Source organism: Microbacterium sp. 2RAF4, assembly GCF_052115285.1.
Classification (GTDB): Bacteria; Actinomycetota; Actinomycetes; order Actinomycetales; family Microbacteriaceae; genus Microbacterium; species Microbacterium oxydans.
Genome location: NZ_JBFRGI010000002.1, coordinates 1,668,148 through 1,690,099, shown reverse-complemented (window position 1 = coordinate 1,690,099; position 21,952 = coordinate 1,668,148). Strand labels below are relative to the sequence as shown.

19 protein-coding genes are annotated in these 21,952 nt (G+C 68.6%); 8 read left to right on the top strand and 11 right to left on the bottom strand.

What is annotated here, in order from left to right; translation table 11 throughout:
- Positions 1–2: 2 nt before the first annotated feature.
- Positions 3–998, bottom strand: a complete 996-nt coding sequence (locus AB4070_RS12605; RefSeq protein ID WP_441980382.1) for a hypothetical protein — start codon at positions 996–998, stop codon at positions 3–5.
- Between the two features lie 67 nt (positions 999–1,065).
- Positions 1,066–2,037, bottom strand: a complete 972-nt coding sequence (locus AB4070_RS12600) for an alpha/beta hydrolase (RefSeq protein ID WP_441980381.1) — start codon at positions 2,035–2,037, stop codon at positions 1,066–1,068.
- A 204-nt stretch (positions 2,038–2,241) separates the two neighbouring features.
- On the opposite strand from AB4070_RS12600, the gene AB4070_RS12595 reads away from it, so the two are divergent.
- Positions 2,242–2,652: a pyridoxamine 5'-phosphate oxidase family protein gene (locus AB4070_RS12595; protein ID WP_441980380.1), complete on the top strand. Its 411-nt coding sequence runs from the start codon at positions 2,242–2,244 to the stop codon at positions 2,650–2,652.
- Positions 2,653–2,689: 37 nt separating this feature from the next.
- On the opposite strand, the gene AB4070_RS12590 is transcribed toward AB4070_RS12595, so the two are convergent.
- Positions 2,690–3,397 carry a ZIP family metal transporter gene (locus tag AB4070_RS12590; RefSeq protein WP_441980379.1) on the bottom strand — a complete coding sequence of 236 codons (708 nt, stop codon included), beginning with the start codon at positions 3,395–3,397 and terminating at the stop codon, positions 2,690–2,692.
- Between the two features lie 195 nt (positions 3,398–3,592).
- Between AB4070_RS12590 and AB4070_RS12585 the strand changes: the two genes are divergently transcribed.
- Positions 3,593–4,858: an MFS transporter gene (locus tag AB4070_RS12585; protein WP_441980378.1), complete on the top strand. Its 1,266-nt coding sequence runs from the start codon at positions 3,593–3,595 to the stop codon at positions 4,856–4,858.
- A 194-nt stretch (positions 4,859–5,052) separates the two neighbouring features.
- On the top strand, positions 5,053–6,498 hold the full coding sequence (gene argG / locus AB4070_RS12580) for an argininosuccinate synthase (RefSeq protein WP_441980377.1): 1,446 nt from the start codon (positions 5,053–5,055) through the stop codon (positions 6,496–6,498).
- Positions 6,499–6,575: 77 nt separating this feature from the next.
- Here the strand turns inward: argG and AB4070_RS12575 are convergent, their stop codons facing one another.
- Positions 6,576–7,244: a GntR family transcriptional regulator gene (locus AB4070_RS12575; RefSeq protein ID WP_441980376.1), complete on the bottom strand. Its 669-nt coding sequence runs from the start codon at positions 7,242–7,244 to the stop codon at positions 6,576–6,578.
- Between the two features lie 233 nt (positions 7,245–7,477).
- Here AB4070_RS12575 and AB4070_RS12570 point away from each other — a divergent pair, with 233 nt between their 5' ends.
- The 5 genes from AB4070_RS12570 to AB4070_RS12550 all read left to right on the top strand — a co-directional run bounded on the left by AB4070_RS12570 (position 7,478) and on the right by AB4070_RS12550 (position 14,303).
- Positions 7,478–8,128, top strand: a complete 651-nt coding sequence (locus AB4070_RS12570; protein ID WP_441980375.1) for a TetR/AcrR family transcriptional regulator — start codon at positions 7,478–7,480, stop codon at positions 8,126–8,128.
- Positions 8,125–8,835, top strand: a complete 711-nt coding sequence (locus AB4070_RS12565) for a hypothetical protein (protein WP_441980374.1) — start codon at positions 8,125–8,127, stop codon at positions 8,833–8,835. The genes AB4070_RS12570 and AB4070_RS12565 overlap by 4 nt, the downstream gene beginning before the upstream one ends.
- The gene (locus tag AB4070_RS12560) at positions 8,832–10,667 is read left to right on the top strand and encodes a YhgE/Pip family protein (RefSeq protein WP_441980373.1); all 1,836 of its coding nucleotides are present in this window, start codon (positions 8,832–8,834) and stop codon (positions 10,665–10,667) included. The genes AB4070_RS12565 and AB4070_RS12560 overlap by 4 nt, the downstream gene beginning before the upstream one ends.
- A gap of 154 nt (positions 10,668–10,821) precedes the next feature.
- Complete coding sequence (locus tag AB4070_RS12555; protein ID WP_441980569.1) at positions 10,822–13,485, top strand: penicillin acylase family protein; 2,664 nt, start codon at positions 10,822–10,824, stop codon at positions 13,483–13,485.
- 56 nt (positions 13,486–13,541) lie between these two features.
- Positions 13,542–14,303 (top strand): alpha/beta fold hydrolase, encoded by a 762-nt coding sequence (locus tag AB4070_RS12550; RefSeq protein ID WP_441980372.1) that lies wholly within the window; start codon positions 13,542–13,544, stop codon positions 14,301–14,303.
- A 171-nt stretch (positions 14,304–14,474) separates the two neighbouring features.
- On the opposite strand, the gene AB4070_RS12545 is transcribed toward AB4070_RS12550, so the two are convergent.
- From AB4070_RS12545 to AB4070_RS12515, 7 genes are all read right to left on the bottom strand, one after another.
- The gene (locus AB4070_RS12545) at positions 14,475–14,765 is read right to left on the bottom strand and encodes a hypothetical protein (RefSeq protein ID WP_441980371.1); all 291 of its coding nucleotides are present in this window, start codon (positions 14,763–14,765) and stop codon (positions 14,475–14,477) included.
- Positions 14,766–15,581: 816 nt separating this feature from the next.
- Positions 15,582–15,971: a monovalent cation/H(+) antiporter subunit G gene (mnhG, locus tag AB4070_RS12540; RefSeq protein ID WP_046748040.1), complete on the bottom strand. Its 390-nt coding sequence runs from the start codon at positions 15,969–15,971 to the stop codon at positions 15,582–15,584.
- Positions 15,968–16,237: a monovalent cation/H+ antiporter complex subunit F gene (locus AB4070_RS12535; RefSeq protein ID WP_021200077.1), complete on the bottom strand. Its 270-nt coding sequence runs from the start codon at positions 16,235–16,237 to the stop codon at positions 15,968–15,970. The genes mnhG and AB4070_RS12535 overlap by 4 nt, the downstream gene beginning before the upstream one ends.
- On the bottom strand, positions 16,234–16,824 hold the full coding sequence (locus tag AB4070_RS12530) for a Na+/H+ antiporter subunit E (protein ID WP_441980370.1): 591 nt from the start codon (positions 16,822–16,824) through the stop codon (positions 16,234–16,236). Before AB4070_RS12530 ends, AB4070_RS12535 begins: the two co-directional genes overlap by 4 nt.
- The gene (locus AB4070_RS12525) at positions 16,824–18,374 is read right to left on the bottom strand and encodes a Na+/H+ antiporter subunit D (protein WP_045262651.1); all 1,551 of its coding nucleotides are present in this window, start codon (positions 18,372–18,374) and stop codon (positions 16,824–16,826) included. Before AB4070_RS12525 ends, AB4070_RS12530 begins: the two co-directional genes overlap by 1 nt.
- The gene (locus AB4070_RS12520; protein WP_441980369.1) at positions 18,371–18,967 is read right to left on the bottom strand and encodes a Na(+)/H(+) antiporter subunit C; all 597 of its coding nucleotides are present in this window, start codon (positions 18,965–18,967) and stop codon (positions 18,371–18,373) included. Before AB4070_RS12520 ends, AB4070_RS12525 begins: the two co-directional genes overlap by 4 nt.
- Positions 18,967–21,936: a Na+/H+ antiporter subunit A gene (locus tag AB4070_RS12515; RefSeq protein WP_441980368.1), complete on the bottom strand. Its 2,970-nt coding sequence runs from the start codon at positions 21,934–21,936 to the stop codon at positions 18,967–18,969. Before AB4070_RS12515 ends, AB4070_RS12520 begins: the two co-directional genes overlap by 1 nt.
- Between the last annotated feature and the right edge of the window lie 16 nt (positions 21,937–21,952).

The following is a 21,952-nucleotide window of genomic DNA, read 5'->3' as shown; positions in this document are numbered from 1 at the left end:
GTTCAGGAGCCGAGGGTCAGGAGCATCCGCGCCACCACGTACCTGGCGTGGCCGCGGGACGTGCGCGGGTCATACCCGAGCGCATCCACGAGCACGCTCAGGCGTTCCTGCACGCTGGAGTGGTGCCGTCCGAGGCGCGCAGCGGCGGCGCGCACGCTCCGTTCCTCACTGACGGCGTCGAGAAGCTCCCGGCTGCGCTCATCGAGTGCGGCGAGCACCGCCGCATCAGGGTGGAGGGGCGCCTGACCCGCAACCTCGGCGACGAGCAGCAGACCACCCAGGTCGGCGGCATCGACCACCGGTTCCTCCGGGCTCGTCAGTCGCACCGCCACGAGCGCCGACGCCCACGAGGCGGGAAGACCCTCCGCCGGGCCGACGATGCCGAGCCCCAACCGCAGATCTGCACGGTGCGGCCAGGCATCGACGGACTCCATCTCGGCGTCGAGGATCGTCGCGCGCGTGAGCCCGTGCCGGGTGGCGACGACGGCCGAGGGATGCACCGGCAGTGGAGCGGGGTCGGGAGGAGAGGCGACGAGCCGCAGGGAGTCGGCACCGATGCGGAGTCGAGGCAGTGCCGCGGCCCTCTCCTCCGCACCGGCATAGGAGCTGATGGCGAGTTCGACCGCGCTCTCCGGGCCGACCGATCGACGCGCCCTGATGATCCCCAGGGCGAGACTGAGCCGTTCCAGGATCATCGCGTCGTTCGTGTGCGCATCGCCTTCGCGCTCGATCCAGGCGACCGCATCCGGTCCGCTCTCCCTCACCGGCCAGGAGTGAGACGGCTCGACGGGATCGATGCGCACCCCGTCGGCCCGCACCCGCATGATCTGTCTGCCGTCACGCTGTCCGACGGTCGCGCCGCTCAGCACCGCTGCACCTCGAAGCATGCTCTCGACCCCCACGGAACGGGCGACGAGGGCGTCGAAGTAGGTGACGACCTTGAGCGTCTCGCTCGCATCCGGGTCGAGGGCGGTGAGACGCCCCAGCAGATCTTGCATGTCGGGCTCCATCGCACGGGGATTCCACCCTACGGGGTCGGCGTTCCCTCTTCCGGTCGACGCGGGCTCAGGAGAGCAGCCGGTTCACCCAGTCGTCGCGGGCGGCGAGCATGGCCTGCGCGACGGCCGTGTGCGGAGCGAACATGTCGAAGCCGTGGAACCCCCCTGCCCAGACGTGCAGTTCCGCCTGCACCCCGGCCTCCCAGAGCTTCGTGGCGTAGGCGACGTCCTCGTCGCGGAAGACCTCCGCGCTGCCGCAGTCGATGAAGGCGGGCGGCAACCCGCTCAGGTCGGTCGCGCGCGCCGGGGCGGCGTAGATGGAGACGTCATCCGTCCCCACGCGGTCGCCCAGGAGCGCGGTCCACCCGGTCACGTTCGAGCCGCGGTCCCAGACGCCGATCCCATCGATCTGGCGCGTCGACACGGACTCGTCTCGGTCGTCGAGCATCGGGTAGATGAGCAGCTGCCCGACCAGTTCAGGGCCACGTCGATCGCGGGCCAGAAGAGCCGTGCCCGCCGCCAGCCCGCCCCCGGCGCTGCCTCCGCCGATCAACAACCGGGACAGGTCGATGCCGAGCTCCTCGGCGTGCTCCGCGGTCCACAGCAGGCCCGCGTAGCAGTCCTCCACAGGGTACGGATCCGGGAACTCGGGGGCGAGCCGATACTCGACGGTGACGATCACGCCGTTGAAGCGCTCGGCCCAGTCGAGGAAGCCTGCAACGCCGAGCCAGCGGTTGCCGATGATCATGCCGCCGCCGTGGGTGTGGAAGAAGCCGGGGCCGGTGCCGGTCCTGCCTTCCTTCTCGATCACGGAGACGACGATCTCGTCGCCACCATGACCCGCGATCGATACGTCCCGTCGGGTGAAGCCGCTGTCGGCGAGCACCGCGAAGATCTCGTCCTCCCCGCTCACAGGCGACTGGCGCAGCAGCGGGATCATCTCTGACGTCAGGGTCGGCGGCAGCTGGTCGGCGACGAGGGCGAGAGCGGCCTCGAGCTCCGGGTCGAACGGCGGTCGCGCCAGGGTGGTGTCAGTCATCAGAACTCCTTTGTCCTCGGGTCGCCATCGCAGCGGCTTCCCGTCAGCCTCGCGCACACCGCACCCGAGGGTAACCCGCCAGCCGAGGCCGATCCTGCGCCGTGCGTCCGCCGAGTGGCGGGTTCTCCCGCGCCGCGGGTGAGGACTCCCTTGAAGGGTGCCCTCGCCCTGGCTACCCTGGCGCCACAGGGAAGGAGTGCACGCATGATTCGAGTACTCGACGAACAGCAGGCTTACGAGTTGCTGACCACGACCACGATCGGGAGGATCGGCTTCGTCCACGAGGGGCGGGTGCAGATCTATCCGGTGAACTTCGCACTGTCAGGGCGCGATCTGCTGCTGCGCACATCACCCGAGGGCGTCCTCGCCGATCTCACGCGAGAAGACGCCACGTCGGCCGCGTTCGAGGTGGACTACCACGACCCGCTCGGCAGCACGGCCTGGAGCGTGCTGGTGCACGGCACACTGTCTCGGGTGGCGGACGACGACGTCGCCGGCGTCGCCGCGCGCGTCAATCCGTGGGCGGGAGAGGATCGCGATCTTCCCCTCGCCCTCCAGATCGAGAGCATCGCCGGACGCAGCGTGCGCCGCGAATCCACGCGCGGGAAGATCTGAGCCGACCCCCGGTGATGCTCTCCTGCTGAACGCGTGATCAGGAAGCGAGCGCCAGCCCCGCGGCGAGCGCGAAGCCCAGCACGGTGGCGAGACCCGTGGACTCCTTCGCCTTGGACTGCGCCTCGGGGACCATCGAGTCGACCAGCATCACCAGCAGCGCACCGGCTGCGAAACCGCTCGCCGCCGAGCGGAAGTCGTCGCCCGTGATGCTCGCGAGGCCGAAACCCGCGACGGTCGCGAGGGCGCAGATCACGGCCACCCCCGCCCACAGCAGCAGCACGCGCGACTTCGCCATGCCGCCTTCGAGCAGGTCGGCAGCCGAGCCGATCGACTCCGGCAGGTTCGAGACGAGGATGGCGACCACGAGTGCGATGCTCACCGGCTCGCCGGAAGCGAGTCCGATGCCGAGCACGAGCTGCTCCGGGATGCCGTCGAGCAGGGCACCCACCGCGAGCTGTCCTCCGCCGGCCTGCTCCTTGGTCTTCGCCGCTCGGGCATCGAGGATGCGGTCGGCGATGTAATAGCTGACCGCTCCCGCCGCTACACCCACCACGAGGGGGATGGGACCGGCGAGGTCGAGCCCTTCCTCCCACAGTTCGAAGGCGATCGATGCCATGAGAGCGCCGGCGCCGAAGCCCAGCACGATGCCGAGCCACTTCGGGGGCCACTTCCGCAGCAGAGCGAGCACCGCACCGACGAACAGCGGTGCTGCCGCCACCGCGCCCCACAGGATTGCGCCGCCCATGTCCGACCTCCGTGCGCCTACTCTCCCACTTCATCGCGCCTCAGCCGGCCCAGCCCCGTGCGAAAACGGAGACGTGTCGTGCGTGCCTCGGCGAGCCGCACCGCGACACACCGTGTCGCAGCCGGTGCTCCTCCGTTTTCGCGCGGCACCCGCACCGTGGATGCATAGGATGACGAGAACGGGAGCGAGGCGGCGATGCGCGACAGACCGATGGAGGTGCTGCGCGTTCCGGCGTTCGCTCTCTTCTGGTCGTCGTCGACTCTCGGCGCGTTCACCGGCTCCGTGACCGCCGTCGCCTTCCAGGTGCTGATCGTCACGACGCTGGGGGCCTCTCCGTTCGAGATCGGCCTGCTCAACGCCGCGAACGTCGTGCCGTACCTGCTGTTCGGGCTCATCGTCGGCGCCCTGATGGACCGCTGGCGACGCAAGCCCGCCATGGTCCTCGCGAGCATCGGCCGCGCGCTCACGCTGGGTCTCGTGCCCGTGCTGTGGTTCACGGGGACTCTTTCCGTGTGGTCGTTCGGCGCGCTGCTCCTGCTCTACGGCGCGCTCACACTCATCGCCGATTCCGCTGCGCAGCCGATGCTGCCCCGCCTCGTCCGGCGCGATCAGCTGGTGGCAGCGAATGCGAGGCTCGGTCAAGCCGGCACCGTCGCCCAGACGACGGGGCAGGCCTTCGGCGGCGCACTCGTCGGCTGGCTGGGGGCGCCGTTCGCCATCCTGATCGATGCCGTCGCGTACGTCGTGAACGGCGTTCTCCTGAGCCGCATCCGTGTCGAGGAGGTGAAAGCTCCACGCCGCACCGATGGCCGGCACCTGGGACACGACATCATGGAGGGTCTGCGCTGGACCTACTCCCACCGCACTCTCGCACCCATGGCGGTGTCGGTGAACGTCTGGTTCCTCGGCAACAGCATCGCGCTGACGGCATTCGCGCCGTACGCACTGCGAGAGCTCGACGTCGGCGCACTGCTGTTCGGCATCGTTCTCGCGATGGGTGGGCTCGGCGGCCTGATCGGGGCACTCCTCGCCCCCACGGCGGGTCGCCGGTTCGGAGTCGGCGGCGCGGTCCTCGCGGGGCGCCTGCTCTCGGCAATCGCGTGGACGGCGGTGCTCGTCATCCCGCACGCCGAGAACGCCACGCTCCTCGTCGTGGCCATCCCTCTGGGCGTGGGGCAGTTCCTGTTCGGCCTCGGGATGGGGCTGGAGGATCCGAACGAGATGGGATACCGCCAGGCGGTGGCCCCCGACCAGATGCAGGGACGGCTGAACGCATCGATCCGCACCGTGAACCGCGTCACCTTCCTCGTCGGGGCCCTGATCGCCGGCGGCCTGGCGACGGCGTTCGGCTATCGCGTGACGATCGCGGTCAGCGTGGTCGTCTTCCTCGTGGCGGCGATGATCGTCCTGTTCTCTCCCCTGCGCACCGCGCGCCACGAGGATGCTTCTCAATCGGACTAGCTTCCTCGCACCTCACCCAGCCCGGCCCCGGCGAAAACGGAGACGTGTCGGGCGTGCCTCGGCGTGCCTCACCACGACACACCGCGCCGCAGCCGGTGCTCCTCCGTTTTCACACCAGACGAGGCCAGACGAGACCAGACGAGGCCAGACGGCGCGAGACGGGGCGACACGCCGCCGCGGATAGACTGGGAGCCATGTCCAAGGTCCTCCAGTCCCTGCCCGTCGGCGAGCGCGTCGGCATCGCCTTCTCCGGAGGACTCGACACCTCCGTCGCCGTCGCGTGGATGCGCGAGAAGGGCGCCGTGCCCTTCACCTACACCGGCGACCTCGGTCAGTACGACGAAGACGACATCGCCTCGATCCCCGGCCGCGCGCTGGAGTACGGCGCCGAGGCATCGCGCCTGATCGACTGCAAGACCGCCCTGGTCGAGGAGGGCTTCGTCGCCCTCTCCTGCGGGGCCTTCCACATCCGCTCCGGCGGCAAGACCTACTTCAACACGACGCCCCTCGGCCGCGCGGTCACCGGCACCATGCTGGTACGCGCCATGAAGGAGGACGGCGTCGACATCTGGGGCGACGGCTCGACCTACAAGGGCAACGACATCGAGCGGTTCTACCGCTACGGCCTGCTCGCCAACCCGCGCCTGCGCATCTACAAGCCCTGGCTCGACGCCGACTTCGTCACCGAGCTCGGCGGCCGCAAGGAGATGAGCGACTGGCTCGTCGCCCGCGACTTCCCGTACCGCGATTCCGCCGAGAAGGCATACTCGACCGACGCGAACATCTGGGGCGCGACGCACGAGGCGAAGACGCTCGAGCACCTCGATGTCTCGCTCGAGACCGTCGACCCGATCATGGGCGTGAAGTTCTGGGACCCCTCGGTCGCCATCGAGACCGAAGACGTCACCGTCACGTTCGAGGCCGGCCGCCCGGTCGCGATCAACGGCGTCGAGTACTCCGACCCGGTCGCTCTGGTCATGGAGGCGAACACGATCGGCGGTCGCCACGGCCTCGGCATGAGCGACCAGATCGAGAACCGCATCATCGAGGCGAAGTCGCGCGGCATCTACGAGGCTCCGGCCATGTCGCTGCTGTTCATCGCCTACGAGCGCCTGGTCAACGGCATCCTCAACGAAGACACCCTCGCCACCTACCACGAGCAGGGTCGACGCCTCGGTCGCCTCATGTACGAGGGACGCTGGCTCGAGCCGCAGTCGCTCATGCTGCGCGAGTCGATCCAGCGCTGGGTCGGCCTCACCATCTCCGGAACCGTCACGATCCGCCTGCGCCGCGGTGACGACTGGACCATCCTCGACACCATCTCGCCGAACCTCTCCTACGGCCCCGAGAAGCTGTCCATGGAACGCGTGGGAGACGCCGCCTTCGGACCGGTCGACCGCATCGGCCAGCTCACCATGCGCAATCTCGACATCGCCGACTCGCGTGCACGCCTCGAGCAGTACGCGGGACTCGGCCTCGTCGGAGGTGCGACCGGCGAACTGGTCGGCCGCGTGACCGCCGGGGAATCCAGTGAGATCACGGAGTCCGTCCAGGGCTCGATCTCGGAGGCCGATGAGACCCTGGCCGACGCCGTCGACTCGGCCTCCGAGGGCGCAGCCTTCGACTCCGGCACCGACTGACACGACGACGGATCCACCGATGCGCCGGCGCCCCTCGGGGTGCCGGCGCATCGTTCGATCAGAGGTACTGCTCGGGATCAGCGCGCCCGCGACGCGGTGCGGTCGACGACCCCTGGCAGCACATCATCGAAGAGGATCACCAGGGCCGCCCGGGTCTGCACCGCATCACGACGGACGATCGCCTCGCGGATCTCGCGCGTGGACCTCTCGTTCGCCGTCCAGTCGAACGATCCCGCAGAGCGCTGCGTGAAGCGCCGGATCTGCGGCCCGAGCAGTTCGATCACGGACTCGCGCAGGGCATTGCCCTCGAGACGGGCGAAGCCGATGGCGATGGCGCGCAGCGCGACTCCGTAGGCCAGGACGTCGCGCGCTCGCCCCGCGGCGGACATATCGTCCGTCAGCTCCACGAGATAGGCGACGTCATCCTCCTGGAGGAGCGGCATCGCATGGCGCACCGAGCCGATCCAGCTGTCGCCGAAGAGGGCGATGGCGTCGCGGATCTGGTCGAGATCGGGCGGCGCCACGCGGGTGGCACCGTTGCGGTGCATCTCGACGAGCCCCTGTTCCGCCAGGCGCACCAGGGCATGTCTGACGGGCATCGGGGAGGTCCCCAGGCTCTCCGCCAGCTCTCCGTCGCGAAGGCGCTCCCCCGGCCGCAGCTCACCGTCGACGATCGCATCCCGCAACCGGCGGTAGACATCATCACTCTTCGTTCGGCGTTCCCGCACGACATCGATGCCTGCCAAAGCACACCCTCCCTCGACCACAGCGGTCCCCCACCACTTGAAAACGGTCGACACTCGCGTACCGGACGCTCTCGCGTCCGAGACCGGCGCCATCCCCCGTGCGCGCCCACGCGCAACGCGTAACATAACACGCTCGGCTCCGCGACGGCTGCGTGGAAGCGGCGCCTGAGGACACTCCCTGAATGGGAAGAATAATCTTGCACAACAATGTGCATGATCCGTACCATGAGGTCATGACCACTCGTGCACCCCGTCGCGACGCCATCGAGAACCGCGCCGGCATCCTCTCCGCCGCGCGCTCGACCCTGGCCGTCCATCCGCACGCCTCCATCGACGTCATCGCTCGTAGTGCCGGGCTCTCGCGTCGCACCCTCTACGGACACTTCGAGGACCGTGACGCCCTCATCCGAGAGCTCATCTCCAGCGGCACTCAGCGGTTCAACGCCATCGCCACCTCGATCGACGACACCGACGCCCGTCTCGCCCTCGCCCGTCTCGCCGCTCTGCTCTGGCACGAGGCCGCGCACGTGCAGGTGGCAGCGGCGCTCGCTCTCGATGAGGCACACGTCGAGCACACGGCGGCCGCGCTGGCCCCGTTGCGCCGCACGGTGTCGGCACTCGTGCGGCGCGGACAGGACGACGGCAGCTTCCGCACGGATCTCGCCGCCCCCACGCTCGCGCGGCTCATCGAGGAGATGGCCCGCACCGTGATCTCGCGCACGGACGCGACCAGCACGGGCGCCGCCGACGTCGCCGTGCGGACGGTGTTGAGCATCGCCGGTCTCTCCTGGCGCGAAGCCGACGAGCTGCTCGCCTCGCACCCCGACATCGCCGCGGCCGCTGCTCCCACCGACTCCCCCCTCGATCCGGAGGGCCGCGCATGAAGATCTCCCTGCGCGATGTGAGCAAGGGCCGCAACGGCCAGGCGCTGCCCACCATGTCGCTCGAGTTCCACACCGGAGCGGTGCGTTTCGCGATCGCCGAGACCGAACAGCGACCGACCGTGCTCGGCTTGATCGCGAGCGGCCGCATGCGTCCGGAATCCGGGCGCGTGAGCATCGACGACGCGGTCGACGCGAAGTCTCTGCGTCGACGCGTGGCGCTGGTCGACGCTCCGGATGTCAGCGACCCTCATCCCGACGTCGCCCTGGTCGGCGTCGTCGAGGAGGAGCTCATGTTCGCGGGCCTCGGCGCCACTCCGCTCCACGCGCGACGCTGGCTCGCTCGTCTGGGGTACACCGAGCTCGCCGCTGCGCCCATCGGCACGATCGATCCGGCGGCACGCGTGCGCATCCTGTGCGAGCTTGCCGTGCTCCGCTCCGGCGTCGAGGGCATCGTGCTCGTGTCGCCCGACCGTCACGGCGGCAGCCCCGATGGATGGTGGCGCATCGCGACGGAGTTCGCCGACCGCGGCTACGCGATGCTCGTGATCGTCGGCGGATCCGCCGCCGTGGCCCTGGAGCGGATGCACGAGTTCGACGCGATCAACGCCTCCGGACCGGTCGAGCCTCTCGTGTCGGACGAACCGGTGGACGAGGCCGTCGCCGACATCGCGGACACCCCTGCACGCGAGAACGGAGGCACGCGATGAAGGTTCCCGCCATGATCGCCGCCGAGCTCCGACGACTGACAGCGAGCAGGATGGGCATCATCGCCCTGGTCGCGCTGATCTGCGTGCCGATCCTGTACGGCGGTCTGTACCTCTGGGCGAACCAGGACCCGTACGCCAAGTTCCCCGAGGTTCCCGTCGCCCTCGTGGTGGACGACGAGGGCGCGCCCGCACCCACGACCGGCACGGAGCCCGCGACGGGCGAGACCGTCAACTACGGCGAAGACGTGGCGGAGAACCTGATCAAGGGCAACGCGTTCGACTGGCAGCTGATGTCTGCCGACGAAGCCTCGGACGCACTGCGCCACGGCACGGTCGACTTCACGGTGACGATTCCGAGCGACTTCTCCTCGGCCCTCACTTCGGCGGCGGGGACCGAACCGCACCAGGCGCGCATCGATCTCGAGACCAACGACGCGAACAACTACCTCGCGTCGTCGATGGGCACGCAGGCGGTCGAGAAGATCCGCAGCTCGGTGGCCGAGATGGTGGGCAGCCAGGCCGCAGAGCGCCTGCTCACGGGCCTGAGCGACGTGCGCGACAAACTCATCACGGCGACGGACGGCGCCACCAGGCTCGCCGATGGCGCCGGCACGGCGGCCACCGGGAGCACGACTCTGGCGGAGGGCACCGCGAAGCTGGCCGACGGCACGGCGCAGCTCGCGACCGGGGCACGGAGCCTTGCGAGCGGAGCCCAGCAGGTGAGCGCGGGCAACCGACAGCTCGCCGACGTCGCCGACCGCGCGGGGTCAGCGGTGCAACAGGCCGCGAACGCCTTGCCGCAGGTGCGCTCCGACATCGCGAACGCGCTCGCGCAGCAGGGCCTCACCTCCGAAGAGATCGATCAGGTGCTCGCCCGGCTCGATCCGCTGGGCGCGCGTCTACAGGAGGGGAACACGCAGGTGCAGGCCGCGGTCGGCAAGGTCGACCAGCTCGCGGCCGGCGCCGCGTCCCTCGCCACAGGTGCGAACGAGCTCGCCTCCGGTGCCGGCACGGTCGCCACCGGCGCCTCCGCCGCGAACGACGGCGCGACGCAGCTACGCGACGGACTGGCTACGCTCGCCTCCGGCACGGCCGAACTGCGCGACGGGCTCGCCCAGGGCGTGGACGCCATCCCCGCCTCGACACCCGATCTGCGCTCCCGTCAGGCCGACACGATCGCCGATCCCGTGAAGGTGTCCAGCGACAAGGTCGCCTCCGCGGAGGACTACGGCGCCGGTCTCGCTCCCTTCTTCGCCGCACTGTCGGCCTGGATCGGCATCTACGCGCTGTTCCTGATCGTCAAGCCGATCTCACGGCGGGCCATCACGGCCCTCCATTCCCCCGTCCGCATCACGCTCGCCGGCTGGCTGACCCCTGCGATGCTCGGCGCGGTGCAGATGCTCGGGCTCATGGGCATCCTCGCCATCACGCTCGGGTTCACCTTCGACCACCCGCTCGGAACCCTCGGGGTGATGATCTTCGCGTCAGCCACCTTCACGGCGATCATCCTCGCGTTGAACGTGTGGCTCGGCTCGGTCGGACAGTTCCTCGGGCTGGTGCTCATGGTGCTGCAACTCGTCACGGCCGGTGGGACCTTCCCCTGGCAGACGCTGCCGGCACCCCTCGCCGCCCTTCATCATGTGCTGCCGCTGGGATATGTGGTCGATGCGATGCGCCAGCTGATGTACGGCGGCGACTACGCGCGGGCCGGGTGGGATCTGGCAGTGCTCGGAGTCTGGCTCGTCGGCGCGCTGCTGCTCGCGATGATCGGGGTGACCCGGATGACGCACCGCCGCACGCTGCGCGACCTGCAGCCGAGCCTGATCGGCTGAGCCGTGCGGTGCTCGTCACAGGCGGGTGCTCGCCGCGGAACACCTCGCGGCGAGCGCCGAGGTGGATATGATGCGAAGGCGCGACCCTGACACGCGCACTGGGGCTCGGTGGGACTGAGTTCCACCTGTCTACCCGAAAGAGTTCTCGACGATGATGACCGATTCGCAGGAGTCCGCCGCACCCTCACGCCCCTCGCTGGGTGTCCGCATCGGACGCGTCGCGTTCCTCGTGGTGGCCGCGATCGTCGTGGTGGCCGTGGCTGCGGCGTTCTTCGTGACCTGGACGATCCAGCGCTCCTTCCCGCAGACGGACGGATCCATCGAGCTCGACGGCCTCCAGGCCGAGGTCACCGTGCAGCGCGACGACCGCGGCATCCCGACGATCACCGCCGACTCCACGGACGACCTGTTCTACGCCCAGGGCTTCGTGCACGCGCAGGACCGCTTCTTCGAGATGGACTTCCGCCGCCACGTGACGTCCGGACGGGTCGCCGAGATGTTCGGGGAGTCGCAGGCGGGAACCGATGCCTTCCTCCGCACGCTCGGCTGGCGCAAGGTCGCCGAGGCCGAGGTCGAGGCCATGGACGACACCACCCGGGGCTACTACGAGGCCTACGCGGAGGGGGTCAACGCCTACCTTGCCTCGCGCTCGGGTGCCGACCTCTCGCTCGAGTACGCCGTGATCGGACTGCAGAACCCCGACTACGCTCCCGAGCCCTGGGAGCCCGCCGATTCGGTGGCCTGGCTCAAGGCCATGGCCTGGGATCTCCGCGGCAACATCGAGAACGAGACCGAGCGATCGCTCCTCGCCGCCGAGCTGAGCACCGCTGCCGACGGCGCCGCCCCGGGGGCCGCGACCACCTCCGACATGCTGGCGAAGCTCTACCCCGACTACCCGTTCGATGAGAACCCCGTGATCGTCCCGAAGATCTCGACCGTTCCGGCGCTCGGCACGGGAGCGGAACCGGCAGCCTTCACCCCCGGCGAGACCGAGGGCGAGGTCCAGCAGGCGTCCACCACCATCGACTGGGAGGAGACCTCCAACGTCATCGAGGCCGCGAGCGTGCTGGTCGGCGACGTGGGCGAGGGCATCGGCTCGAACTCGTGGGTCGTCTCGGGAAACCTCACCGAGACGGGGATGCCGCTGCTCGCGAACGACCCGCACCTCGGAGCCTCCCTCCCCTCGGTCTGGTACCAGGTGCAGCTGAAGTGCTCGACCGTGGACGAGGAGTGCCCGTTCGATGTGGGCGGCTTCTCGTTCTCCGGGCTGCCCGGCATCGTGATCGGCCACAACCAGAAGGTCGCGTGGGGGTTCACGAACCTCACCACCGACGTCACCGACCTCTACGTCGAGCGGGTCGAGGGCGACCAGTACTGGCGAGACGGAGCCCTGGTGCCGCTGGAGGAGAGCACCGAGACGATCAAGGTCGCCGGCGGCGACGACATCGATCTGACCATCCGCTCCACTGTGCACGGCCCGATCATCTCCGGACTCACGGACGACTTCACTGAGGTCGCCGATGACCCCGAACCCGCGCTCGGCACCGAGGCCTCCGCGCCGACCGCTCCCGCCCCCGGGTCGGAGGACGCCGAGTACGCCGTGAGCCTGCGGTGGACCGCGCTCGATCCAGGGACGGCTGCGACGGCGATCTTCGCGCTCTCCACCGCGCAGGACTTCGACGACTTCCGATACGCTGCCTCGCTCTTCGACGTGCCGGCGCAGAACCTCATCTATGCCGACACTGAAGGCAACATCGGCTATCAGGCCCCCGGACGCCTTCCCATCCGCGGTGCCGGAGACGGATGGATGCCCCAGCCGGGATGGGACAGCAGCTACGACTGGACGGGTTTCATCCCGTTCGAGGAGCTGCCGGTGTCGTACAACCCGAACTCGGGGTACATCGTCACCGCGAACAACGCGATCGTGACGGACGACTACGCCTACTTCCTCTCCCGCGACTGGGACTACGGCTACCGGGCGGCGCGGATCGCCCACCTCATCGAGCGGCGGGCAGCCGTCGCCCCGCTGACCGCCGATGACATGCGCGACATCCAGATGGACAACGAGATGTGGATCGGCACGCAGCTGGCGACCGCCATGGCCGAGGTCGACGTCTCCGGGGCGGGCCCGTCCGATGCCGTTGACCTCTTGGAAGCCTGGGACGGTCAGAACAGCGCATCGTCGGCGGCCGCCGCCTATGCGAACGTGCTCTGGTCGAACCTGGTGCAGAACATCTTCGCCGAGCGCGAGCAGCCTCTCCCGATCGATGGTCAGGGGCGCCTGTTCACGGTCGTCTCCGCCATGCTGACCGATCCATCCGACCCGCTCTGGACCAACGAGCAGATCGACGTCGACGGGATGGAGCAGATGCTCGCGCTGTCGGCGGAGGAAGCCTACGACGAGCTCGCAGCCCTGCAGGGGACCACGATCTCGCGATGGAACTGGGGTGACCTGCACGCGATCACACTCACCAGCGACACGCTCGGCTCGTCGGGGATCGCCCCGATCGAAGCGCTGTTCAATCGTGGGCCGTTCCCCGCGAGCGGAGGAGCGTCCGTCGTGAACGCGACCGGATGGGAGCTCGGCGTCTCGTATGCGACGACGACGGTGCCGTCGATGCGGATGGTGGTCGATCTCTCCGACTTCGACGCCTCGACCTGGAACCACCTCACCGGCTCCTCCGGACACGCGTTCCACGAGCACTACACCGATCAGACCGCCGACTGGGCGGCAGGTGCCCAGAAGCCCTGGGCGTACTCGACGAAGGCGGTGAAGGCCGCAGCCGTCGACACCCTGGTGCTCCGCCCGGCCGACTGAACGCGACGGTCGGGGCATCCGAGCACTGCCCCAGGATGCTCGGCTAGCGTGGATGGGTGCCAACCAGCTACCTCGCCCCCAAGGGCACCCCCGTCACGCTCCTGGAGTTCGAGCACGGAGGTGCGACCCTCATCGCCGAGACGTTCGGCGATGGGCCGCACACGTACCTGCTCCTGCACGGTATCGGCATGGGCCGCAGCGTCTACCTCGACATCGTGCAGCGTCTCGATGGACGGGTCATCGCGGTCGATCTGCCGGGCTTCGGGGAGGCGCCAGAGCCCACGCGCACCCTGACGATGGAGCGGCACGCCGACCTGATCGCGGCCTACCTCCAGCACGTCGACTCGGGCCCCGTCGTCGTGATCGGTCACTCGATGGGCAGCCAGATCGCTGCCGAGCTCGCCGCACGCCATCCGTCCCTCGTCGAAGGAGTGGTACTCGCCGGTCCCACCGTGAACAAGGCGGCACGGAACATCGGAGCTCAGGCCCGCTACCTGCTGACCGACCTCATCGGCGAACGACCCCTGGTCATCTGGCGTGGAGCCCGCGAGTACCTCCGTGGCGGACCCCACCTCTTCCGCAAGATGCGCGCCACGATCGTGCACGAGCCGGAGGACGCCTTCGTGCGCATCGAGTGCCCGGTGCTGGTGCTGCGCGGAGAGAGCGACCCGCTGGCACCGATGAGCTGGTGCCGCGAGATCATCGACGCCATCCCCGGAGCCGACCTCGAGGTCATCCCCGACCACGGTCACGGCACCCTCATCAGCGACTCCGAGCCCGCGGCACGCCTGATCCACGAGTTCGCCGCCCGCATCTGACGCCAGCGGGCCCTCCGTCGACCTGACCGCCCGTCGCCCCCTACGGCGTCGTGAGGACCGCGTCGTGAGGACCGCGTCGTGAACAACTCCGCAAGTACTCCGCGCGAAAGCTCTCCTGCCCCTGTTTCGGCAGAGTTCTCACCCGATCTTGAGGAGTTGATCACACCTCCGTCAACGAAACCGCGGCCCCAGCGCATGGATGACCGCGGCGACGGTCTGACGAACGGTCGAATCCGCACGGAGAATGTCAGCCGCCAGAGGACGAATCGTGACGAAACCCTGGACCACGGCGGCCATGTCCCGACGCCGATCGTCGACCTGCTTCGCCCATCCTTCGTGGAACTCCCTGCTGTCGCACTCGATGATGAGCCAGCCTTCCACCAGGAAGTCCACGCGCCCGACGCCCTCGATGAACACCTGGGTCTCGAAAGCGACGCCGAGTGCGCGCAAGATGAGTCTCATGAACGTCTCCGGCCCGGATGCCGCCGATGGATCGGACAGTGCCAGGAGCGGACGGAACCGCGCTGGGAGTCCGTCGAAGATTGCTGTCACCTCGTTCCTTGTCATCAGTCCGTGGTGCAGCACGCTGTCGAGCGTGGCGACGGCCGCTCGCGGGGTCTGACAGCGGACCGCCTGCGACACCGCATCAGCCAGCGGCACGAGATGCTCGGGACACGGTCCACGAGTCCACGACCGCCAGTGGAGCGTCGTCCTCTTCGATCGAGGAGCCCGGATCCGCGACGACCCGGGGGGTACATGCACGTGCAATCGATCGTGGACATGGACGAACACTCCGACGAGTGCCAGAAGCGAGACGCACGACAGACGCCCGCCGATCCGGACGGCTTCGGCAATGTCTGGGTCAACCGGGTCCGCGGCGTATCGGTCCCGTCGCAACCGTCGTAGCCGCCCATCGTCGACGGACCGGGCGATCTCTCGCCAAGACATCCCCGAGGCGACGAGGTCAGCGCGCGAGAAGACGGTCTCGACGAACAGCTCCGCGGCGCGGTCGCGCACGTTCGTGGATTTCATCCGAGACAGTCTGCGGTGTCGACCGCGACGCATACGCCCTGATCAGGGAACGGTGGGCGTTTCTGCGTCAGCCACCGATGGGGAGGAACAGTCGTGACTCGGTGCGAGTCACGACAGACGTGAACAACTCCTCAACAGTGGCACCGGATCCACGCCTGAACGGCAGGATCGTGCACATGCGCGCCAGAATTGCGGAGTTGTTCACCGCCGGCGGGGCCAGCCGGCGAGGTCAGCCTGCCGGCAACGTCAGCCGGCGGCGGGAGGGGTCTGCTTCGACTCGGCGAGTTCGTCGACGACGAGACCGCGCTGCTCGATCGTGCCGTTGCGGTAGGCCTGCCGTCCGACCATGTGCGCCGAGAGCGGGGCGGTCGCGAACTGCATCAGCACCACCGGAGCGACCAGCACGAATCCGAGCAGGATGCCGCCGATCGAGCGCTGCGACAGCGCGATGGCGATGCAGATGAGGAGCAGACCGAGAACCTGCGGCTTGGTCGCCGCGTGCAGTCGCGAAGGCACATCGCGGAAGTGCAGCAGCCCGACCGCCGCCGACAGGCACAGCACGGCGCCGAGCAGGATGAGCACGAGCACCGCCACGTCGATGACGGCGTCGGGGATCATGAGACCGAACACGTTCATGGTGTCGTGTTGTCCCTTCTCGCGACGAAGCGGGCGACGGCGATCGACCCGAACACCCCGATGGCCGCGATGATCAGGAGCACCGGGATGTTCCGGGTGTGACCGTTGATCGCCATCTCGGCACCGATCACGCACATCACCTCGGTGAGGAGCACGTCGGAGGCCACTGCCCTGTCGAGGATCGACGGCCCGCGCACGATCCGGATCAGGGCGAGCACGGCGGCGATGCCGAACACCACCATGATCAGCAGCAGGAGGATGTTCATCGGGCACCGCCCTTCGTCAGTCCGAGGCCGGCACGCTCGTCGGCCTTGAGGGCACGATACTGAGCGGGGTCTCCGAGCGCACGCACGACCCGCTGCTCCCAGCGCAGCACGCCCTCACGCTGCTTCTCCACGTCGTCGAGGTTCCGGACGCCGATCACGTGCAGGTACAGGATCCGACGGTCCCGGTCGGTCTCCACGACCAGCGATCCGGGGATCAGCGACGACACGACGGCGACGTGCGTCATCACGAGGTCGTCCGCGTAGCGCAGCGGCACCGCGATGATGGCCGTGCCCGGCTGACGACGGAAGTCGAAGACCTGCACCGTGACCGAGAGCGCGCCGCTCAGCACGGCGAACAGGAACTGCACCACGAAGAGAGCCGCGTACCAGAGGTTGATCCGGCCGGAGAGCGCGACGGTCGGCAGGCGGAAGACGCGGGTGACGAAGATCGCGACCACGAGTCCGCTGAGGAACGACAGCACGGTGAACTGCGCCCACAGCAGCATCCACAGCACGACCAGCCACGCGAGGAACGGCAGCTGCACGCGGATGTCGCGCCAGAGGTGACGCCGGGTGTCACGCGCCATCAGCCCACCTCGTCTTCCAGCTGCACGAGGCTGACGGGCTGCAGCAGCCCGGCGCCGATGCGGTCGCAGAGGGCGTACAGGGGGCCGGCGAACACCGTCAGAGCGAGGGTGACGGCGACCATGCCTCCGGTCGCGAGGGTCATGATCTTGGGGATGCGGCGACGCTCCTGCTGCTCGTCTGCCGCGGGGGCGTTGCCCAGGTAGGAGATGCGGCCCTCGGTCTCGGTGGAGTCCTCCTCCTCGCGCCAGAAGGCGAGGTTCCAGGCGCGCATCAGCGCGTACAGCGTCAGCAGCGAGGTGATGATGCCACCGAAGATCAGCACGATCATGATCGGAGTTCCGACGGATGCCGCAGCTTCGAACAGCGCGAACTTGCCGATGAACCCCGAGAAGGGTGGCAGGCCGCCGAGGTTGATCGCGGGAACGAAATACAGCACAGCGATGACGGGGGCGACCTTCAGCAGTCCCTTGACCCGCAGGATCGACGTGCTTCCCGCTCGGCGTTCCACGAGCCCGACAGCCAGGAACAGCGTGGTCTGCACGACGATATGGTGCACGATGTAGTACACCGTGGCGCCGATGGCAGCGGGTGTCGCTATCGCGAGACCGAAGATCATGTAGCCCACGTGGCTGACCAGCGTGAACGACAGGATTCGTTTCAGCTCCGCCTGCGCCACCGCGCCGAGCACTCCGACGATCATGGTCGCGAGCGCGATGATCAGCAGCAGGGTGTCGATGCTGTTCGACGCGAAGAGCTGCGTCTCCGTGCGGATGAGCGCATACACGCCGACCTTCGTCAGCAAGCCGGCGAACACCGCGGTGACCGGGGCCGGCGCGGTCGGGTACGAGTCGGGCAGCCAGAACGACACCGGGAAGATGGCGGCCTTGATGCCGAAGGCCACGACGAGCATCAGGTGCAGCACCAGCTGCGTCTCCTGGGGGAGCTCCGACATCCGCTCGGCGATCTGGGCCATGTTGACCGTGCCGAGCGCGCCGTAGATCATGGCGATCGAGGCCAGGAACAGGATCGACGAGACCAGCGAGACGACGATGTAGACCGCGCCGGTGCGGATACGGGACTCGGTGCTGCCGAGCGTGATCAGCACGTAGGAGGCGACGAGCAGGATCTCGAATCCGACGTACAGGTTGAACAGGTCGCCGGCGATGAACGCGTTGAAGATACCGGCCGCGAGGATCAGGTACGACGGGTTGAAGATCGAGATCGGGGTCTCGTCGGTGCCGTCCGCTGCACCTTGACCGATGGAGAACAACAGCACCGCGAGCAGCACGATGCTGGAGATGAGCACCAGGAGCGCGGCGAGCCGGTCGACGTAGAGCACGATGCCGAACGGCACGGGCCACCCGCCGACCGACACCGCGAGCGGAGCACCCGAATCGACGACGACCAGGAGCACGGCGGCGATGATCGAGACGGCGGCGAGGGTCGCGACGGTGACGACGACCTGGAGGCGCGCATTCCTGCCGAACACGAGGGTGACGGCGGCGCCGAGCAGTGGCAGTGCGACGAGGAGGGGGACGAGGGCGGTCATGGCCTGCCCTCCTCGTTCTCGTCGTGGTCATCGGGTTCGTCGGGGCGCGGTTCTCGGCCCTCGTCCGCGACGGAGGGTTCGCTCCCCCACCCGGTCGGAGCGTCGTACGGCGCATCGTCGTGGATGGAGGGGTGATCCCGCATGTGCAGCACCGTGATCGGCGCGGTCTGCACACCGACGAAGTCCGTGGTCGCCTCGTCATCGTCGGTCTCGGACTCGTCATCCATGAGGTCTTCATCGGCATCCGTGCGCTCGCGCAGCGCGATGTCGGCCTCGTCGTCCTCGACCGTGTCGGCCTGTCCGAGCTGCCAGGAGCGATAGATCAGGGCGAGGAGGAAGGCCGAGACCGCGAACGTGATCACGATGGCCGTGAGGGTGAGCGCCTGAGGGAGGGGGTCGCTCATCTCGCCCTCCGTGCCGAAGAACGGGGCGTTGCCCGGCACGCCCATCACGATCAGGAGCAGCAGGTTCGTGGCGTTGCCCAGCAGCAGGAAGCCGATCAGCACGCGGGTCAGGCTGCGCTCCAGCATCGCGTACACACCGCACGCGAAGAGGATGGCCATGATGACGATCAGGGTGAGGGAGACGTCCATCAGCTGCTCCTCCCGCCCCGCGAGAGGAATCCTTCAGGACCGGGCGTGGTGCGCAGGGCGGCCTGACGGTCGACCTCGGCCCCGAGGCTGCGGAGCACGTCGAGCACGAGTCCGATCACGACGAGGTAGACGCCCACGTCGAAGATCGTCGACGTGACGAACTCCATGTGTCCGATGAGCGGGATCTCCCACTCCCAGAACGTGCTGGTCAGGGGTGCGAGGCCGAAGAAGAGCGGTACGACGGCGGTGCCCACGGCGAGGATGAGGCCGGTGCCGAGGAGGCGTCCGGCATCGGTGGGGGCGGCGGCTCCCAGCTCCCAGCGACCGCCGGCGATGTAGCGCATCACCAGCGCCATGCCCGCGACGAGACCGCCGGCGAACCCGCCACCCGGCAGGTTGTGCCCGGAGAACAGCAGGAAGATCGACACCACGATGATCGTGTGGAACAGGATGCGGACGATCACCTCGAGCAGGATCGACCTATTCTCGGGCTTCATCTTCTGGCCGCCTACGAGCCATGCTCGTGGGCTGCTCTCGTTCTCGGACGTCTGGAACCGGATGCCCTCGGTCGTCTCGACGAGGGGGCGGCTGCGCGCGGCCTTGCGCGTGGCTCGCGGCAGGTTCTTGGTGGCGGCCAGCAGGTCGGCCCGGTGGGTGACGAACACGAGGGAGGCGACTCCGGTCGCGGCGAGCACGAGCACCGAGAGCTCGCCCATCGTGTCCCAGCCGCGCAGGTCGACGAGCGCCACGTTGACGACGTTCTTGCCGTGGCCGATCTCGTACGCGAGCTTCGGGAACGCCTCAGAGATCGGGTCGGCGACGCGGGACTGGGTCGCGACGACCGCGACGAAGGCCATGGTCACGCCGACGCCGATGGCCAGCAGCGCGCGCGGGATGCGCCCGACCGAGGCGTTGTGCTCGCCCATGCGCGCGGGGAGACGACGCAGCACGAGGGCGAAGGTGACCATCGTGACCGTCTCGACCAGGATCTGCGTGAGCGCGAGGTCGGGGGCGCCGCTCGTCGCGAAGAGCACGACCATTCCGAGGCCCGTGACCGAGACCAGCACCACGCCGGTGTACCGCTTGCGCGCACGGACAGCGAAGATGCCGGCGATCGCCATGATCGGCGCGACGGCGATCTGCGCCGGGGTGTGCCAGAGGGACAGGTTGTACCGATCGATGTCGCTCGCGATCAGCGCCGTGACCTCGGCGGCGACGAACACCACGAAGATGGTGCCGACGTACACGGGCAGCGAGCCGCGCTGGGTGAGGGTCGTGCTGAGAACCGAGAGGCGGTCGACGCCGCGCATGACGAAGTAGTACACGTCGGCCGCGGTGAAGCGCAGGATGCGGGCCTTGCGGTCCCAGGCGGTCCTGCGGGTGAGCAGGAACAGCCCGATGCCCAACAGGATCGACAGGATCGAGATGCCCAGCGCCGGTTCGAAGCCGTGCCAGAGCGCCAGGTGGCCAGGGCCCTCGACGGCCTCACCGGCGTGATCGAGGCCCGGGGTCGCCGTGAGGGCGTATCCCTGCAGCGCGGTGTCCAGGGCGGGAGCACCGATGCCCGTGGCGAGCGTGACCCCCGCGAGGATGATCGGCGCTGACAGGAAACCCACCGGCGGATCGGGCCATGCGGTGTCGGGCAGCTGCTGGCCCTGGTCGTCGCGCTTCTTCCAGAACGCACCCCAGAGGAAGCGCACGCCATATGCCGCAGTCAGCATGGAACCGAGGACGATCCCGATCAGGGCGACGAGACCCCACGGTGAGCCGCCCTGCGCGTCGTCGAGGAGCGCGGTGAGCGTCGATTCCTTGGCGACGAAGCCGATGGTCGGGGCGATCCCCGCCATGGAGGCGACGGAGATGAATGCCGCTGTGGCCATGACGGGGGCCTGCCGGCCGACGCCGGAGAGCTCGTTGATGTCACGGGTCGACAGTTGGCGGTCGATCACACCGACGATGAGGAACAGCGCCGACTTGAAGAGGGCGTGGCCGATGACCAGGGCGAGACCGGCGAGGGCGGTCGCCTGCGTGCCGTAGCCGACGACGATCGCGAAGAAGCCGAGCTGACTCACGGTGCCGAAGGCGAGGATGCGCTTGAGGTCGGTCTCCCGAAGCGCCTGGATTCCGCCGAGCAGCATCGTGACGAGGCCGAGCGTGATGACGATCGGCCGCCATGTCGTGCTGAACGCGAAGATCGGGGCGAAGCGGGCGATCAGGTAGATGCCGGCTTTCACCATCGCGGCCGCGTGCAGGTACGCGCTCACCGGTGTGGGCGCCGCCATGGCACCCGGAAGCCAGAAGTGGAAGGGGAACAGCGCCGACTTGCTGATGGCCCCGATCAGGAGCATCACGATCGCGGCGTCGATGAGCGGCCCGCTGGGCGCGAGCTCGAGGATCTCGCGGATGCTCGAGGTACCCGTGTCGACGACGAGCAGCACGACGCCGACGAACATCACGAGACCGCCGAGTGTCGTCACGAGTAGCGCCTGCAGTGCTGCACGACGGCTGGCAGCGCGCCGACGGTAATGGCCGATGAGGAGGTAGGAGAGGATGCTCGTGACTTCCCAGAACATGACGAGCATCACGAGGTCGTCGGTGAGGACGAGTCCGTACATAGCCCCTGCGAAGCCGAGCAGGACACCGGCGAACTGCCCGACCCCCGCGGAGTCCTCGTAGAAGTACCAGCGGCAGTAGAGGAGCACGAGAGCGCCGACGCCGGTGACGATCAGCGTGAGCACCCAGCCGAGCACGTCCATGTTCATGGAGAGGTTGAGCCCGAGCTGCGGGATCCACTCGACGGATTCGAACGGGACGGGACCGTCGAGCACCTGCGGCGTCATGACGAGCGCCTGCACGAAGGCGGCGGCCGGAACGAGGGCGGCGATGGCGAAGGCCTGAGCTCCGAGCCAGCGCACCAGAACGGGCATCAGCAGCGACCCGAGGAGGAACACAGCGAGGAGCATCAGCATATACGCGGCTCCCTCA

Excerpts from the sequence above, each read along its gene's own strand:
- AB4070_RS12530 (WP_441980370.1), bottom strand. The coding sequence starts at position 16,824 with ATGGCGCGTGACACCCGGCGTCACCTCTGGCGCGACATCCGCGTGCAG.
- AB4070_RS12565 (WP_441980374.1), top strand. The coding sequence starts at position 8,125 with ATGAAGATCTCCCTGCGCGATGTGAGCAAGGGCCGCAACGGCCAGGCG.
- AB4070_RS12535 (WP_021200077.1), bottom strand. The coding sequence starts at position 16,237 with ATGAACATCCTCCTGCTGCTGATCATGGTGGTGTTCGGCATCGCCGCC.
- AB4070_RS12555 (WP_441980569.1), top strand. The coding sequence starts at position 10,822 with ATGACCGATTCGCAGGAGTCCGCCGCACCCTCACGCCCCTCGCTGGGT.
- AB4070_RS12570 (WP_441980375.1), top strand. The coding sequence starts at position 7,478 with ATGACCACTCGTGCACCCCGTCGCGACGCCATCGAGAACCGCGCCGGC.
- argG (WP_441980377.1), top strand. The coding sequence starts at position 5,053 with ATGTCCAAGGTCCTCCAGTCCCTGCCCGTCGGCGAGCGCGTCGGCATC.
- AB4070_RS12590 (WP_441980379.1), bottom strand. The coding sequence starts at position 3,397 with ATGGGCGGCGCAATCCTGTGGGGCGCGGTGGCGGCAGCACCGCTGTTC.
- AB4070_RS12605 (WP_441980382.1), bottom strand. The coding sequence starts at position 998 with ATGCAAGATCTGCTGGGGCGTCTCACCGCCCTCGACCCGGATGCGAGC.
- AB4070_RS12585 (WP_441980378.1), top strand. The coding sequence starts at position 3,593 with ATGCGCGACAGACCGATGGAGGTGCTGCGCGTTCCGGCGTTCGCTCTC.
- AB4070_RS12520 (WP_441980369.1), bottom strand. The coding sequence starts at position 18,967 with ATGGACGTCTCCCTCACCCTGATCGTCATCATGGCCATCCTCTTCGCG.
- AB4070_RS12525 (WP_045262651.1), bottom strand. The coding sequence starts at position 18,374 with ATGACCGCCCTCGTCCCCCTCCTCGTCGCACTGCCACTGCTCGGCGCC.
- AB4070_RS12560 (WP_441980373.1), top strand. The coding sequence starts at position 8,832 with ATGAAGGTTCCCGCCATGATCGCCGCCGAGCTCCGACGACTGACAGCG.
- AB4070_RS12595 (WP_441980380.1), top strand. The coding sequence starts at position 2,242 with ATGATTCGAGTACTCGACGAACAGCAGGCTTACGAGTTGCTGACCACG.
- AB4070_RS12545 (WP_441980371.1), bottom strand. The coding sequence starts at position 14,765 with ATGAGACTCATCTTGCGCGCACTCGGCGTCGCTTTCGAGACCCAGGTG.
- AB4070_RS12515 (WP_441980368.1), bottom strand. The coding sequence starts at position 21,936 with ATGCTGATGCTCCTCGCTGTGTTCCTCCTCGGGTCGCTGCTGATGCCC.
- mnhG (WP_046748040.1), bottom strand. The coding sequence starts at position 15,971 with ATGAACGTGTTCGGTCTCATGATCCCCGACGCCGTCATCGACGTGGCG.
- AB4070_RS12600 (WP_441980381.1), bottom strand. The coding sequence starts at position 2,037 with ATGACTGACACCACCCTGGCGCGACCGCCGTTCGACCCGGAGCTCGAG.